General features: G+C 39.7%; 13 protein-coding genes. 9 read left to right on the top strand and 4 right to left on the bottom strand.

All coding sequences use genetic code 11. The annotated features are described in order from the left end of the window. Positions 1-128 precede the first annotated feature (128 nt). The 4 genes from RMY27_RS01845 (at position 129) to RMY27_RS01830 (ending at position 2,592) form a co-directional block, all read left to right on the top strand. A complete protein-coding gene (locus tag RMY27_RS01845) occupies positions 129-530 on the top strand; it encodes a hypothetical protein (protein ID WP_322659946.1) in 402 nt (133 codons plus the stop codon). A 34-nt stretch (positions 531-564) separates the two neighbouring features. Next, on the top strand, positions 565-1,047 hold the full coding sequence (locus tag RMY27_RS01840) for a glycosyltransferase (RefSeq protein ID WP_322659945.1): 483 nt from the start codon (positions 565-567) through the stop codon (positions 1,045-1,047). Positions 1,048-1,090: 43 nt separating this feature from the next. After that, positions 1,091-1,276 carry a hypothetical protein gene (locus tag RMY27_RS01835; protein ID WP_322659943.1) on the top strand — a complete coding sequence of 62 codons (186 nt, stop codon included), beginning with the start codon at positions 1,091-1,093 and terminating at the stop codon, positions 1,274-1,276. Positions 1,277-1,404: 128 nt separating this feature from the next. After that, entirely contained in the window at positions 1,405-2,592 is a 1,188-nt protein-coding gene (locus RMY27_RS01830) for a glycosyltransferase family protein (protein WP_322659941.1), read from the top strand. A gap of 228 nt (positions 2,593-2,820) precedes the next feature. Here the strand turns inward: RMY27_RS01830 and RMY27_RS01825 are convergent, their stop codons facing one another. Beyond that, a complete protein-coding gene (locus tag RMY27_RS01825) occupies positions 2,821-4,065 on the bottom strand; it encodes a peptidase (protein WP_322659939.1) in 1,245 nt (414 codons plus the stop codon). A 545-nt stretch (positions 4,066-4,610) separates the two neighbouring features. On the opposite strand from RMY27_RS01825, the gene RMY27_RS01820 reads away from it, so the two are divergent. The 5 genes from RMY27_RS01820 (at position 4,611) to RMY27_RS01800 (ending at position 10,135) form a co-directional block, all read left to right on the top strand. Next, complete coding sequence (locus RMY27_RS01820) at positions 4,611-6,671, top strand: serine/threonine-protein kinase (RefSeq protein ID WP_322659937.1); 2,061 nt, start codon at positions 4,611-4,613, stop codon at positions 6,669-6,671. Between the two features lie 254 nt (positions 6,672-6,925). Next, entirely contained in the window at positions 6,926-8,188 is a 1,263-nt protein-coding gene (locus RMY27_RS01815; protein WP_322659936.1) for an O-antigen ligase family protein, read from the top strand. Continuing rightward, positions 8,185-9,330 (top strand): glycosyltransferase, encoded by a 1,146-nt coding sequence (locus RMY27_RS01810; RefSeq protein ID WP_322659934.1) that lies wholly within the window; start codon positions 8,185-8,187, stop codon positions 9,328-9,330. Before RMY27_RS01815 ends, RMY27_RS01810 begins: the two co-directional genes overlap by 4 nt. 29 nt (positions 9,331-9,359) lie before the next feature. Beyond that, positions 9,360-9,551 carry a hypothetical protein gene (locus RMY27_RS01805; RefSeq protein WP_322659933.1) on the top strand — a complete coding sequence of 64 codons (192 nt, stop codon included), beginning with the start codon at positions 9,360-9,362 and terminating at the stop codon, positions 9,549-9,551. A gap of 77 nt (positions 9,552-9,628) precedes the next feature. Next, positions 9,629-10,135, top strand: a complete 507-nt coding sequence (locus RMY27_RS01800; protein ID WP_322659931.1) for an ester cyclase — start codon at positions 9,629-9,631, stop codon at positions 10,133-10,135. Positions 10,136-10,220: 85 nt separating this feature from the next. Here RMY27_RS01800 and RMY27_RS01795 read toward each other — a convergent pair whose 3' ends face one another. The 3 genes from RMY27_RS01795 to RMY27_RS01785 all read right to left on the bottom strand — a co-directional run bounded on the left by RMY27_RS01795 (position 10,221) and on the right by RMY27_RS01785 (position 15,671). Beyond that, positions 10,221-12,869 carry a chloride channel protein gene (locus RMY27_RS01795; RefSeq protein ID WP_322659929.1) on the bottom strand — a complete coding sequence of 883 codons (2,649 nt, stop codon included), beginning with the start codon at positions 12,867-12,869 and terminating at the stop codon, positions 10,221-10,223. Between the two features lie 252 nt (positions 12,870-13,121). Then, on the bottom strand, positions 13,122-14,435 hold the full coding sequence (locus RMY27_RS01790; RefSeq protein ID WP_322659927.1) for a TldD/PmbA family protein: 1,314 nt from the start codon (positions 14,433-14,435) through the stop codon (positions 13,122-13,124). Positions 14,436-14,810: 375 nt separating this feature from the next. Beyond that, positions 14,811-15,671 carry a Tab2/Atab2 family RNA-binding protein gene (locus RMY27_RS01785; RefSeq protein ID WP_322659925.1) on the bottom strand — a complete coding sequence of 287 codons (861 nt, stop codon included), beginning with the start codon at positions 15,669-15,671 and terminating at the stop codon, positions 14,811-14,813. Between the last annotated feature and the right edge of the window lie 118 nt (positions 15,672-15,789).

Raw genomic sequence — 15,789 nt, 5'->3', positions numbered from 1 at the left:
AGACTCATGTAACTTTGGGAAGCTACTTAAGTTAATATGGTATTCATTCACTGAATAACTTAGAGACATTTAACTATGAGACTGATGGTATATTCCACAATGGCTTCGGTCTTGGTAATATTCGCAGAATGCTGGCAATCTGCACTCACTTACTTGATTCGATTCCAAAACTTTCTATTTTAGTTGTTCCTGGTTCGCCGATGCTGCACAACTTTCGTCTTCCGAAAAGACGAGATTATATTAAATTACCCTGCTTAAATCGGGACTCATCAGGTGAAATGCCTGTCAAGTATCTAGAGACAGGAATTAATGAAACAGTGAAATTACGCTTAGAGTTAATTTTATCTGCGATCGCTAATTTTAAACCTGATATATTTCTAGTAGATAAAAAGCCTTACAATATCCGTAATGAATTAAAAGCAGCTATCGAATATCTCAAAAAAAAATTTACCGGAAACTTCTTTAATTCTCCTGCTACGCGACATTTTGGATCATCCAGATGTGACAATCCCAGAATGGCAAAAGCATAGTTACTACGAAGCAATATAAAAATTTTACGATCGCGTGCTTGTTGTTGGTAATCCCGAAATTTTCAACATTCGCCAAGAATATCAACTACCGCCAAGGGTTGCTCAGAAGGTGCAGTTTTGTAGCTACATCCGCAAACAACTAGGGCGTAAAAGTCCAAATCTCATCCGTAGTGAGTTGCGATTAAATCCAGAAAAACAACTCATTTTAGTTACGCTGGGTGGTGGGGAAGATGGTTACAGGTTAATTGACACATATTTATCGAGTTTGGTATTGTTACCAGCGTCCCATAAATTACGAAGTTTAATTATATGTAGCCCAGAAATGCCCCTAGAACACCAAGCTGCGCTGAAACTGAAAGCTGCTGTATATCCCCAAGTGCAGATAGACGAATTTACCGATGATTTAATGAGTTACATCGCCGTCGCAGATGCCGTAGTCGCAATGAGTGGCTACAATACAACTTGGGAGATTCTCTCAGTGGGTAAGCAAGCCAGCAGTAGTAGTAACCAGAATTAAGCCATAACAAGAACAGTGCATTCGTGCAGAACATTTAGCAAATTTGGGGGTTTTAGCAGCGATTCATCCAAATTATCTGATTCCAGATATATTACTGCGATCGCTATTACAACAACTCCAAACTCCGCAGGTTTCCCAACCGACAATTAATCTCAATGGTTTGCCAAAAATTAGCCAATACATCTCTACCTTACTAGCAAAAAAAGAGCGTGATTCCATTTTGCTATAACTCAGCTGTACAATTACCGGAATTAGCGATGATTGCCAAAATTGTTTAAGTAAAAAGTAATAAAAGTATTTATTTTATCTTTCGTTTGCCTTATTCCAACCATCCAAACTGACAGAGGTAAAATTTTCATGAAACGTATTATGTTTTACTGCCAACATATTTTAGGTATGGGGCATCTGGTTCGCAGCCGCGAAATTGTGCGAGGTTTAACCAAAGACTTCCAAATTTGTTTTATTAATGGTGGTGAAATAATTCAAGGATTTGAAATTCCTGCTGGTGTGGAAGTTATCAATCTGCCTGCAATTAAAACTGACCCAGAATTTGCTGAACTACAAGTAGTAGATGATGCCCTTAGCCTTAATGAAGCCAAAGAAATTAGAAAAAATCGACTTCTGGAAATCTTTCAGCAATTCCAGCCTGATATTTTGATCGTTGAGTTATTTCCTTTTGGAAGAAGACGTTTTTCTTTTGAATTAATTCCATTATTAGAATTAGCCAAATCAAATAAAGGATTGACTAAAATAGTTTCTAGCTTGCGAGACATTGTAGTTGTTAAACCTGAAAAACAAGTAAAACACGAAGAAAAAGTATGTAACTTAATTAACAAGTATTTCGATATACTGTTGGTTCACAGCGACCCAGAATTAGTCCCACTAGAAGCAACGTTTTCGAGAGTCAATGACCTTAAATGTCAAGTAGATTACACCGGATATGTAGTGCAAGAGCCACCAATAAACCCTGTTTTAACTGATGAAGATCGGGAAATTATTAAATCAGACAAACCTCTGATTTTAGCCAGTGTAGGAGGTGGTAGGTTTGGTCATGAGTTGCTTGAATGTGTAGTTAATACAGCTCCTTTTTTAGAGAAAGTATTGCCACATCATATTCAGGTTTTTACTGGACCATTCATCCCAAATTCAAAGTTTAAGGAATTGCAAGAAATGGCAAAATTTAGTAAAAACATCTATGTTCGACGCTATACTCCTTACTTGCTAAATTACATGAAAAAAGCAGACCTTTCGATAAATATGTCTGGCTATAACACCATAATGAATATTTTAACCACAGGTGTACGAGCGATGATTCTTCCCTTTACAGGTAATCAGGATCGAGAACAAACAATAAGAGCCGAAAAGTTAAGCAAGTTAGGAGTTGTAAAATTTATCAATCATAATTATTTGCAACCTGATTACCTGGCTATTAATATTATTAATTATCTCAAAGAGCAGCCTAATAAAATTAGCTTTGATTCTGGGGGAGTTGAAAAAACTGCAAACATTTTAAAAGCTTTAGCAGTCAAGCAAAAAATTGCCTAGTTTGAGAAAGTGAGTAGAGTATATTCATTTTTTATATTTTAGATAAATAACAGTTCAGAATGAGCAACAAAACCCTCGTGTAGAGACGCGATTTATCGCGTCTTAAAAGACCAATAACCCTTAACTTAACTTTGTGCAATGGTATCGAGACTATTACGGTAAATAAAAAATATTCCGGACTAGATCCTACTCATAGCAATAGTCTCGATAGCAGAATTGGTAATTACTTCAGAAAATAGTCAATCTATATTTACCCCGTTCCTGTGGATTTTTAGAAGTAATAACTATATAGTATGTATCATCTTCAGGCAACCTAGCTCGGTCAATTAAAGCACTGTAGACACCACTTTTGTCTTTGTCTTTATCGATCGCGATCGTCTGTCCTTGAGAATTTAGCAAAGCTACATAAGGAGAAAACTCTTCATCAACGCTATCAACACGAATACTTATCAGCTGATTTTTTCTACCTTGAAAATTAGAAACATTGTAAGCGCCTCCATTTTGTTTCAGGGTTGAGCTTTTGGCAGTTAGTTGGTCTGATTCATCTAAAGTATAGCTAGCTCTATCATTCCTGAGAGCCAAACTATAGCGCCCTGTATCTCCAGGATCTTGACTAGTAACAGCAATCTTATAAATGCCATTCTTAGGCAGTCGCGCAAAAATGAATGCATCATCGCCACCACTGCTTTTATCCAAAGCACCTTTTTTAACAATGATATTGTTATCAGGATCGTGCAGAAACAACAAGGGTTTTAAACTCAAGTTATTCGATCTACGTGTATCATTACTGCCAATCAGTCTAATTTGAACTAATTGATTTTCTCTGCCCTCAAACTCATAGAAATGAAAATATCTACCTTCAGATTGAAAGTCACCTTTACTCAGAATACCTAATGCAACATCTACAAAGTTAATCTCTTTGTAAGTTGGTGTTGCAGGTGAATAAATCGCTGAATTATCGAGATTTTGGTTCCTAGTTGTAGCGACATTATAACTTGGCTTGCGAACTCTCCCAGAGCCACTATTAGAACGATTGGCGTTTGAGTTAGCAATTCTAGCTCTAGACGATCTAGATGCAGAGCTACCACCATTGGAACGATTAGAATTTGAGTTAGAAGTCCTACGTCTAGATGCTCTAGGAGCAGAGCTATTATCTGAAACCCTGGAAGTTCTTCGTTGAGAACTTTCTCTATGAGACGATGCACGAGGAGTTTGCTGTATTGGTGACTCAATAGAAATCTTCCGTCTTGGAGATATTGGTGCCTGAGAAGCAGGAATTTGCTCAATTCCTTTTTTTACTGCTTCTGGTTGTCTCTCATCTGGTGATTTAGCAATTATGAAGTCTTGAGAACTGTGAGATTTAACCAAAGCACTTATAGGCAGCACATTACTTGTGATTAACAAACTACTACTCACGCAACCAATTAAAATATTACTTAATTTGCGACGATAGTTTGTGTTGTCTAATAGCATAATTACGCTCCTAATTTTGCTGATAATTTTGTCTCTTCCTGAAAGACAAAATTAATACTAGTTGCTGTTTTAACCGCAGCAGTGATTGAAATTGAAAGGGGAATTTAGCGTATATACCTTAGCGGCTTGCTAAAGGGATCGCCCGTAATCAAATGAATTCGTATATCCTACATACCCAAATATTTGCCACAATCAAATCAGAAAAATTATATTTTCAATTTATACTACTAGAGGAAATCTCAATCTCGTAGGTATATACTGAGCTACAAACTTAAATTACTGCTTTTCGGAATTTTGCCCAGATATTTTTGTAAACCTGACTAAATTGCTCACACAGATGTAATACACAAGCAGACCTGATGCCCATCAATTCGTCAAAAGGCATCGCTCAAACACAATTTTTTCCATTTATCTAAATTGTTCAATACCTGATGAGGTAAGGAAATTGGGGATTTGTATGCTGTCTCAGTGATATTTACTAACAACAGAGATTATACTGCATGACTTAAGATGAATATATACCCCAACTGAAATGGATTCCCAGTATGCTCTGTTGTGTGAATCCCGATTGCCAAAAACCCTTAAATCCTGATAAAAACAACTATTGCCACAGTTGTAGAGCGGAATTGATACCCTTGCTAGGAGGTCGCTATCGTCCCACTCAGGTTTTATCAGACGAGGGTGGATTTGGTAGAACCTATCTAGCCAAAGATGTACATAAACTGAATGAATGCTGTGTTGTTAAGCAATTCGCGCCAAAACTACAGGGAACTGGACCACTAACCAAGGCCGTTGAACTATTTAAACAAGAAGCAAGCCGACTGCAAGAACTGGCAGAACATCCGCAAATTCCAACTTTATTAGCTTATTTTGAGCAAAATAACTATCTCTTTTTGGTGCAGCAGTTTATCAATGGGCAAAACTTGCTCAAAGAATCGGAAACGCGGGCAAACTATAACGAAACAGAGATTCGCCAACTTTTGCTAGATTTACTGCCGGTACTGAAGTTTATCCATCTGCGGGGAGTGATTCACCGGGATATCAAGCCACAGAATATTATTCGCCGTCAAAGTGATGGGCGATTAATCCTCATTGATTTTGGAGCTTCCAAGCTGCTGACAGCAACAGTGCAGACTAGAATGGGCACTGTTATTGGCTCACACGGTTACACTGCACTTGAACAGATGCAAGATGGAAAAGCTTACCCAGCCAGTGATTTATTCAGTTTGGGGGCTACTTGTTTTCATCTCCTAACTGGAGTTCGCCCATCTCAACTGTGGATACATCAGGGTTATGGTTGGGTTGCATCTTGGCGGCAACATTTAACCAGTTCAGGTAGAGACGGAATTTCTATATCTCTAGAGTTGGGTGAAGTTTTGGATAAACTGTTGCAACTAGACATCCAAAAGCGTTATCAATCGGCTGATGAAGTCATCAATGACTTGACACTGCAAATACCACCATTGTTATCAGTGCCCCCAACTATACTTACACCAACATTTGCAGCTAACTCAGCAAACAAGGTGCCAGTTTCACCAAAATCAAATAACAATCTGAAAAGTCAACTGCTGTTAGGTTCTAGCATTTTGGTCTTGGGATTAGGGGGAGTTTGGTATTTTCAGTCTCGTCCCCAGACAGTCAGCGAGGTTACTGAACCTATTTCTCAGCCTATTCAGTCCCAAAAAAACGTCTCAGAAAATTCTTATCTACCCAAACCCTTCAAGGGGCATTCTAGTGACGTGAATTCTGTAGCTTTTAGTCCTGATGGTACAACCCTTGGCAGTGCCAGTGATGATAAGACAATCAAGCTATGGAATCTGACAGGTGGACAGGAAATCCGCACTTTAGAAGGACATTCCAATTGGATTTGGACTATAGCTTTCAGTCCTGATAGCAAAATCCTCGCTAGTGGTAGTGCGGACAAGACAATCAAACTATGGAATCTGGAAACAGGAAAGTTAGTCCGCACCTTGGAGGGAAATAGCGACGGAGTTACTTCCGTAGCTTTCAGTCCTGATGGCAAAACCATTGCGAGTGGCTGTGCTAGTAAGGATATGAAAATTAAAATATGGAATCTGGAGACAGGAAAGTTAATCCGCACCTTAGAGGGACATACCAATGGTGTTGCATCTGTAGTTTTCAGTCCTGATGGTCAAACCCTTGCCAGTGGTAGCTGGGATAAAACAATAAAATTGTGGAGTCTAGGAACAGGAAAGTTAATCCGCACCTTAGAGGGAAATCCAGAGTCGATTCTTTCAGTCGCTTTTGCTCCCGATGGCGTCATTCTTGCCAGTGGCAGTAAAGACAAAACAATTAAATTGTGGAATCTGAAAACAGGAAAGTTAATCCACACCTTAAAAGGGCATAATGATAAAGTTAATTCTGTCGCCTTTTTGCCAAGCGAAAGTTCAAATGGTATCACCCTTGTAAGTGGCAGTAGTGACAAGACAATTAAAGTTTGGAACCCAGTTACAGGAAAGGAAATCCGCACTTTGGAGACAGGTTCTGGATATATTTATGCCGTTGCAATTAGCCCAGATGGACAAACCATTGCCGGTGGTGGAAGTGGTGAGAACATTCTCAAAATTTGGCAAATGATTAATTAAAAATATCTGATAGTATACATTCGGAATAAATTGTGACTTTTTTGGGTTCTACCTCAGAAAGAACATTTAGCTGTGCAAAAATATCAAATTAAATAGCTTCAAAAGATAATATTGGCGAAGACTATATTATGGTAATATCCTCTACGTGTTCAGGATTATAGCTGGAAAAAAAATATCAAAATCTATCTCTAAATCGGCAAAAATTGGTTTATATAGATGTTATTCTGCCAAAAAATATTTTTAAATAAAAGGTTATGATTAATATATTTTTTCTACTCATACTATTTTCTTCACTTTTAGGGCGAATTAAATTTCCAGGAATAAATATTGGTATTCATTATTTATTACTTCCTGCATTTAGTTTTGGAATCATTAGTTTATCTTTAAAATCCATACCAGAAGTTGTTAAGAAGCATAAAATAATTGTGATATCTATAAGCCTCATGTATTTGTGGATGTGGCTTTCCTCATTAATGAGCGAATTTCCAAATATTGCGATTACTTATAGTCTAAAATACTCAACTTATTATATATTATTTTTTGCTTTTTTAGTATTAACCTTTAAGAATATAACCGCACCATCTTTAACATTTTATTATCGTTGCATATTGTACTTACTACAGATAATTGCAGGTTTGGGTTTTTTAGAGGTTTTACTTCCTAATAACTGGATTTTTAAATTATTAAAGTTCCCCAGCTTTTATCCTGAGATTGGTTCAATTATGCAAAACCCTAATCAGTTTGGGGTCATAGTCGCCATTGGATTATGTTTAAGCCTGATTTTAGAAAAACAGAATAAAATTTCTAAAATTGAATTACATATAAGCGAATTAATTTTTATAATTTCCTTAGCTTTATCTGCCAGTGGAAATGGTTGGGTAATTTTTATGATTGGGATGTTTCTTTTGTTATTATATAAAATTATTAGTTTTAGAAAAATGATTTATCTAATCAGCTTGTTGTTTTTATTGATTGTAACTGTACCAGTTTCTACACGAAGAATTGGTTTGGCTGATAGTAAAATATTTCCATTAACTAATATATTTTTAGAAAATTCAAGTTCAGTAAATCCAAATCAAAAAAAGATTCCTACTCTTGCAGGAACAGGTTTTTCAAGGTTTCAAATGTGGCAGGCAGCTATTAATGAAACTATTAAAAGACCATTTACTGGTATAGGCATAGGAGTTTTTCCAGACCAGATAGGAGTGAAAGTTTGGGGAAAGAAAAGTTATCACGCACATAATATATTTTTAAATGTGTCAGCAGAACAAGGAATTCCTGGATTATTGCTATTTACTAATTTTTTAGCGAGGATAGCATTGAAAGTTAAATATGCTAATCCTTTAATTAGTGTTCCGATTATTATGTTTTTAGTGTCTCAAATTCCAGATTTTTTTGCTGAAGATTATACTTTTACAACTCTTGAGTTTTATTTTATAGCAGCTGCTATCAATTATCGAAAAGATGTTGTCACACAATTACAACCTGAAATTATTGAAAATGCCAAAAAACTATGAGTTATAAACCTCGTCTTTACTTAATATTTCCGAATATCTTTGATTTCAAGGGGGGTATTCAAGTTTACTCAAAATTTTTGCTGAAAGCTTTACAAGATATATATCCTGAAGCTGATTATGATGTATTTCTCAAATATGATAAGTATAGTTTAAAACAGCCAGATAAATTGGAGTTTTTAAGTTCAACAAGATTTCATTATTTTGGAGATTTACCAAAATTATTGCAACCAATTTTATTTGCCGCAAAAATAATTATTTTAGCTATTCTTCAACATCCCGTTATAGTCATTTCCACTCATGTTAACTATGGGATTGTTTGTTACATTCTCAAATTTTTTACTGGAACTCCTTACTGGGTCGTTGCTCATGGCTTAGAAGTTTGGGATATCGAAAATAAAGCAACAAAATTTGCTTTAGAAAAAGCAGATAAAATCATTAGTGTTAGTAATTACACTCGCCAGCGTTTGCTTCAAGATCAAAATATTGATTCAGAAAGAATAGTTATTTTACCTAATACATTTGATGCTAGTAAGTTTCCAATAAATTCTAAACCTACCTACTTACTCAAGCGATATAATTTAACAGATGAACAGCCTGTAATTTTAACAGTGACGCGGCTAGGAAGCACGGCCAAATATAAGGGTTATGACCAAATTCTTCATGCTTTAGTTAAAGTGCGATCGCATCTCCCTAGTGTTCACTTTATTCTTGCAGGGAAAGGAGATGATATACCTCGAATTAAAGCTTTAGTTACCAACTTAAATCTACAAGATTGTGTGACAATTGCCGGATTTGTTCCAGATCAAGAATTGTGCGATCATTACAATCTCTGCGATGTTTTTGCTCTGCCTAGTAAAGGAGAAGGATTTGGGATTGTTTTTCTAGAAGCTTTAGCTTGTGGTAAACCTGTCTTGGCGGGTAATCAAGATGGTTCTATAGATCCCTTGGCTGACGGGAAGTTGGGATGTTTGGTCGATCCTGATAACGTTGAAGAAATTGCCGATAATCTAATTCAAATCCTGCAAGGTGATTGCTCTAATCCAGTAATTTACCAACCAGAATACTTACAACAAAAAACTATTGAAGCTTTTGATTTTAGCCAGTTTCGTACAATTTTAGCAAAGTTAATTAGTGGGAATTAGTTACAATTTAAGAAAATTTGGTAAAAATAATGGACGATTCCGTATTTGTTATATTTCTTGCCTTTGGATTTCTTTGGGTTTTGATGGGAGTTGTCGGTTGGATTGCGTTTCTCAAATCTGAGGGTGAGGAAATTAAGTTTGGTAAGTGGGGGCTTATAGTTGCTATTCCAATTTTAATACCAATAATTATTACTCTGATTATTGGTGTATTTTATCATTAATAAAATGGGTGATCGCTGGGTAAAACAGCATAATAGACGGACAATAAATTACTTAGATAAGCTATTTTTCAGATTGTATGTGTAGAGAAATAAGTCCAACTGAACAAAATAAAGATATCGTTCTTCAGTTCTATGGAGCTTTCGACAGCCGGAATATTAGCCAAGCCTTGGCACTTCTCGCACCCAATTTTGTTGCTCATATCGTTGGTACACCTACTCCTCTTGATGGTGAAGGTTTTAAACAGTTTGGCATGGCTTTTTACTTAGCCTTTACCAACGGTCAACATACATTTGACCAAGTGCTTGTTGAAGGAGATAAAGTTGTTACTTGTGGAACATTTACAGCTAGGCATCTTGGTGAATTTCAAGGTCTTCCTGCAACAGGTCAAGAAATTAAGTTATCAATCATGCATATTGATCGCGTTGAAAACGGTAAAATTGTAGAGCATTGGGGGCAAGGTGATGCACTTGGATTAATGCAACAGTTGGGTATTGTCTTTTTACCAGGGCCTGCCCTTTTTTCACATATTTTTAAAAGTCTTTTATCCAAGCTGTTGAACAAGCCAACAGGAATTAATAGCTAAGGAGTATGATGTTTATTATTAGTAACAATATCGTGAAAGTATTACTTTTGTAACAGCATCGCAAGAAGGTAGCAATTGATCTAGTTTATTTTTGAATCGCACCCCTAACTAAAATAACTGTACTTTCTACACCAGAGGCGATCGCTTCGGGAATATTACCTTGAATCGCTTGCTGTAGCAATCCCTCGCGGGAAGCTCCCAAAACTACAACGTCGTAACCTTCGGTTTCCACTAGGTTAATCACACCTTCAGCGACTGAATTAGCTTGTATGGGGAGAGCAACTACAGTACTCGACAATTTGCGACGACGCATCAAATGGCGGATGGCTTGTTCTGAAATTGACATATCTGGCTTGAGTTCAGATGGCTTAAACACCTGTGTCAAGCGAATTTTTGGATCGTTTCCCAATGTAATTAAAGCTGGTAGCAATTTAATTGCCAGTGGGGAATTGGGGCCACCAGCCACTGGAACTAGCCAACGGTTAAAGGAGTGCTGAGTGCTGAGTTCTGAGTGGGGAGTGGGGAGTGGGGAGTGGGGAGTTTTGCCCAGCTTGACTAATACAACTTCGCAGGTGGCTTGGCGAATGATGGTGTCAACAACGTTGCCAAAAATCCGACCAGGGGTAGATGTGTTACCTTTCCATCCCATTAAAATTAGGTCGATGTGTTGTTCGTTGATTGTCTCCAAAATTGCCTGCGCCACATCGTGGGTAACTCGAATCTGCGTGTGTAAGGGAATTTTCCACTTTTTTGCTAAGACTTCTGCCTGTCGTAGCAAGCGGCGACTTTTTGCGGTTCTTACCTGTGTTTCTGATGGGGAACTGTGGCGGGGTATCAGCATCACTTGCACGCAATCTATTTCATAATGGCGATCGCGGGCAATAGCTGCTGCCATTTGTAATAAAACACCTGCTGTTTCGGGATTTGCTACGGGTACTAATAATCTACCTCTACCAATGCTGGGCGATCGCGTCTGGTAAACTATGTATGAAGGTTCTGGTCGCAGTTTCGGTGTCGCATTCTCACCATTGAGATGATCTGCTTCCGCCCGAATAATATCTGCACGAGTAATAATCCCAATCAGTTTTCGCCTATCTACCACCGGTAAACGACTGATTTGATAGCGATCAAGTAAATATAGTACATTACTGAGGGTGTGAATTGGTGATACTGTCATCGGGACAGATGTCATAATTTCTTTTAAGAAAATATCGGCTAAATTGCGATCGCGAAATGTGTGGTTTGTACTCTCGCGGATTTTCAGCAAATCTGATTGCGTTACAATCCCCACTAACTTGCTATCTTCTACCACAGGAAAACCGCGATGATGAGAACGAGCAAAAGCTTGCATTGCTTCTTCCAAGCTCATCTCTGCATCTAGAGTTTCTACCCGTTCTTGCATTACATCTTTTGCAGTTAACTTGTTTAATGCTCCTTCCATCGCAACTTCTTTGGTGAGAGTAATACCTTTTAACTCCAAAAGTTTCTCATAAAGCGAACCAGGCACTACCTTATCCGCAACCAGGTAAGCTGCGACAGAAACAATCATTAAAGGTAGCACCAGGTTGAAATCTGTAGTCATTTCAAAGACAATCACAATTGCTGTGATTGGAACTTTGGAAACGGCGCTAAAAAATCCACCCATACCCGCTAGGGCGTAAGTCGTAGGAGAACCAACTCCGGTGATATATAACTCAGATACACCGATGATGTGTCCTAAACAAGAACCCAAAATCAGACTGGGAGCGAATAATCCCCCCGGTGCGCCCGAACCAAATGCAATCAGTGTGAGGATGAACTGGGCTGCAAAGGCGATCGCGGCGACGCTAGGATGGGAACTTCCAGTAATTAATGACTCCCGTAGTCCAGTATTATCACGGAAGGATGGAGGGAGCATGGCCACGACAATACCAGATATAAATCCAGCTAAAGCTACCTGCAACGGTAAGCTGATATGTAATCTTTTATAAAATTTAATACTAAATATTAAACCGTGATTAAACAATGCACCAAACAAGCCTGCCAAAATACCTAACAGGATGAAAAAGGGAATTTCTGGGATGGAGAATTGGCTGGAAGATTTTACTAATTGCAAGTTAAGGTCAAGAGAGCCACCACCCAAAAGTCGGGATATCACGCCACCAATAAAGGAGGCGATAATGGCAGTTCCGAGAGTCAATCCTGATAAATCTTGGAGTAACTCTTCAACGATAAATAATACACCTGCGATCGGGGCATTGAAAGCAGCAGCCAAACCCGCACCCGCGCCAGCTGCAATCATCTGCCGTCGATGATCTGGAGAAGTGGGAACCCAACGACTCATTCCTGCTGCCAAACCAGCCCCCACTTGGACAGTAGGGCCTTGCCGTCCCAGAGTCATGCCGGAACCAATGGCGATGATGGCACTGAATAACTTCACACCTGCTACCCGCCAAGATAATGTCACAGGCACATTGGCAAGAGAAGCTTTGACTTGCGGAATACCACTACCAGAAGCCTCTGGTGCTAATCTATCCACCAACCATCCAGCCAAAAATCCCAGAACAAGACCAATTGCAGGTAGTACCAGCCATGCCGGCAAAAGGTGGGTAGTATGCACTCGCCATGTCCCCAGCCATCCCGATCCTACTTTCAGGAATACCGCAGAGAGGGCAGCAACCAGACCGATAATACAGGCTTCGGCGATCGCTAAACCTCTTCTAGGCTGCCACCAGGTGCGAAAACGCTGATTCATACCTTTTGGATTTTAGATTTTGGACTTTCCTGCGGAACGCTACGCGTAGCTTGCTTCCCCGTAAGGGTACGACTTATCTACGAGAAGCACCCGCGAACGCTGAGTCAAACGATTTTTTATTACAAATCTTGACAAAAAAGCTGTTCAATGGAATCTTCAGAGGATGTTTTAAAAGTCGTTGGCAAACTATAATTTGCTACTACACAAGCACTGTCCCCACTTACGAATTACGAATTACGAATTACGAATTATTTAATTGCTTCTTCCCGTGGTGGATAGCCCTTCTACTATCAGAGACGGAGTATAACAAGAACCATTCCAATCAACATCGTTGCCTAGTGTAACCAATTGCTTTAGGGCTGTGTAAACATTACCTGCAACCATCGTATCTTTAACGCGCCCAATTACTTGACCATTTTGGACGCGGTAGCCTAAATCGACGTTAATCGAAAAATCTCCAGAAATACTGCCGCCACCACCCAACATTTGATCGACAATCAAGCCATCATCTAGTTGTTGAATCAAATCTGGTAGCGATGCCGAACCTGGCTGGATGAGAAAATTAAATAAACCAGGGGTAGGATAGCTACCTAAACCAGGGCGAAAACCATTTCCAGTGGTGTTTGTACCCAGTTGGGAGCCGGTGGTGCGATCGCTATAGAAATGCTGTAAGGTTCCGTTTTGGATAAATACTAGAGATTGAGTAGGAGTGCCTTCATCATCAAAAGGGCAACTGTAAGGGCCAGCTTCTGGATCTTGGTAGATGGTGAGACTAGGTGCAACTACTTCCTTACCCAAACGTTCTGCCCAAGGTGAAGCTGCTTCTAAAACTCGCTTGCCATTCAAAGCGGCTTGTACAGTACCCCAAAGCATATCGGCAGCTTTAGAAGTGAATAAAATTGGGACTCGACCAGTAGGAGGTGAGATATTTTCACTCGACCAAATTAACCGTTGTAAAATTTGGTTAGCTAATCTCTCTGGATCGAGTTCCCCGCGCTTGGTTTGACCATCAGCAACACTTAAAAAATCATCACCACGCACCCATTCTGCTGATATATAGCAGCTGAGGGTAGTGTCAGTATAGTGACAATCTAAACCTTTGGTGTTGACTAGTCTGGTGGTTTCAATATCACATTCCCAGTCACCATTGCATACAACATCGGGATAGGCATCACGGATGAGTGCGATCGCTTCTTTGCCCCAGTCCACCAAAACCTCTATCGGTAAACTTTCTCCTAAATCGGGGTAGGAAGGCTGAAAGTTAGAGCCTAACTCTACAGTTTCCGGTTGATTTAGTTGACTCAGAGCCAGAGCTTTTTCCACCATTACTTCGGCTAAGACAGAACCGTAAGCTACCGTCAGTCCCGGACGCCCGTTTCGCCAAAGCCGTAGTGCTGTGCCTTCAGATTGGTTAGTTTCTAGCTGTTTGAGTCGGTTTGCCTCAAAAAACACTGGGCGAGAAAGCGATCGCGACTGATACACCTCAGCAGCTTCTGCTCCAGATTTTATAGCTAGTTCCAGCAACTGTTCGGCTAGTGTATCTTGTGACAAATTTTCAGAACCCATGACCCTTAGTGAATTGTGGATTTTGAACCGCATATCAACGCTATCTTTTGAGAAGTGCGATGTCTACGACGGGCTACGCCTACGCACTTTCCAGTGATGAACGCAGATAACTATCCAAAAATCATCAATGTTTCTTTACAGTTACGATTTAAAACCGCAGATCGACACTGATGGACGCAGTTAATTATCCCAAATCATTGTCATGTCTCAACGGATCTAGTCATTTGTCATTTGTCATTTGTCATTTGTCGGTGGGTACAAGAGGCAGAGAGGCAGAGGTGCGGAGGGGAAAAACTTACTGCAACTTCCCCCCTGCTCCCCTGCTCCCCTGCTCCCCTGCTCCCCTGCTCCATTCCCCATTCCCCATGCCCATTTTCACAGATTAACCTCTTGCAACAGCCAAAAACCAGCAAAAGATTCAGCTTTGGGATCGGACTGTACGCCGATAAAATGTACTCCATTAGCTTTTTGCTTGGCTGCTTCAAAACCTTTGGCTTCTGCTAAGATTTGAGGTTTTTTAATATTTGCCACAATCCAACTTTCAGTTACGCCAGTTTCTAAAAGCAATCTCGCCTCTTGGCTGGCGTCAAATTTTAGGAAAGCTAACTCTAAACCAGACATCCAGCCAGCCAAGGGCAACGCTCTCGATGAGAAAATCAAAATACCAGGAATACGGGCTTCGGGTGAAACTTTCGCCAACTCTAAAGGGAAAGCCTCACCAAAGCCAATTTCCCACTCTGGCATATCAGCAAAATCCGCAGCATCTAAGGTAACAAATACCCACTGCTGTCCTTCCAAAGCATCTGGTAAACGTTGCGGCAAAGGTTTCTCCAAACGGACTGAGGGATTAGTCCCCCCTTGATACCCTGCCTCTTGAGGATACACTTCTTCCATCCGCTGTTCTAACCATTGGTTGAGAACCAAAGTGCGGCGGCTAGGCTGGGCGGGAATACCTAAATCTTGGCAAGCTTTAGTAATCATATTGTTCATTTGGCGGCGGAAAAAGCGGATTTTAATTGGTGCTTTTCCAGCTTGGTTAATAGCCTCCTGCAATGCTGTCCGCAACCAGCCCGAATTTACCTGGGTACTGGGACAATATTGAGCATAGCGAAACAAAGAGTCTGGTTTTGTGCCGATATCCAAAGGGCTTTCGCAGACTAAGACTTCCCAAACTTTTTTTTGATTATCGTCCAAAATCGGACGGGAGTAAAAATCGATTTCCCAAATACTGCCCATGTTTTGCGGTAAAAATCTGGCTGTTATGTTTTCCTGATATGTTGATCATACGAGTGTTGGGGCGCATTGGGCATTGAAAAGAGGCAGGGGGCGGGGGCAAAGGGTGTCGTTTTCGGGC

The organism is Nostoc sp. DedQUE09 (assembly GCF_034530915.1).
GTDB lineage: Bacteria > Cyanobacteriota > Cyanobacteriia > Cyanobacteriales > Nostocaceae > Nostoc.
This window is presented reverse-complemented; position numbering and strand designations above follow the sequence as displayed.

Coding starts and splice junctions, on each gene's coding strand:
- RMY27_RS01845 (WP_322659946.1), top strand. CDS start 129: ATGCTGGCAATCTGCACTCACTTACTTGATTCGATTCCAAAACTTTCT.
- RMY27_RS01830 (WP_322659941.1), top strand. CDS start 1,405: ATGAAACGTATTATGTTTTACTGCCAACATATTTTAGGTATGGGGCAT.
- RMY27_RS01825 (WP_322659939.1), bottom strand. CDS start 4,065: ATGCTATTAGACAACACAAACTATCGTCGCAAATTAAGTAATATTTTA.
- RMY27_RS01820 (WP_322659937.1), top strand. CDS start 4,611: ATGCTCTGTTGTGTGAATCCCGATTGCCAAAAACCCTTAAATCCTGAT.
- RMY27_RS01815 (WP_322659936.1), top strand. CDS start 6,926: ATGATTAATATATTTTTTCTACTCATACTATTTTCTTCACTTTTAGGG.
- RMY27_RS01810 (WP_322659934.1), top strand. CDS start 8,185: ATGAGTTATAAACCTCGTCTTTACTTAATATTTCCGAATATCTTTGAT.
- RMY27_RS01805 (WP_322659933.1), top strand. CDS start 9,360: ATGGACGATTCCGTATTTGTTATATTTCTTGCCTTTGGATTTCTTTGG.
- RMY27_RS01800 (WP_322659931.1), top strand. CDS start 9,629: ATGTGTAGAGAAATAAGTCCAACTGAACAAAATAAAGATATCGTTCTT.
- RMY27_RS01795 (WP_322659929.1), bottom strand. CDS start 12,869: ATGAATCAGCGTTTTCGCACCTGGTGGCAGCCTAGAAGAGGTTTAGCG.
- RMY27_RS01790 (WP_322659927.1), bottom strand. CDS start 14,435: ATGGGTTCTGAAAATTTGTCACAAGATACACTAGCCGAACAGTTGCTG.
- RMY27_RS01785 (WP_322659925.1), bottom strand. CDS start 15,671: ATGGGCAGTATTTGGGAAATCGATTTTTACTCCCGTCCGATTTTGGAC.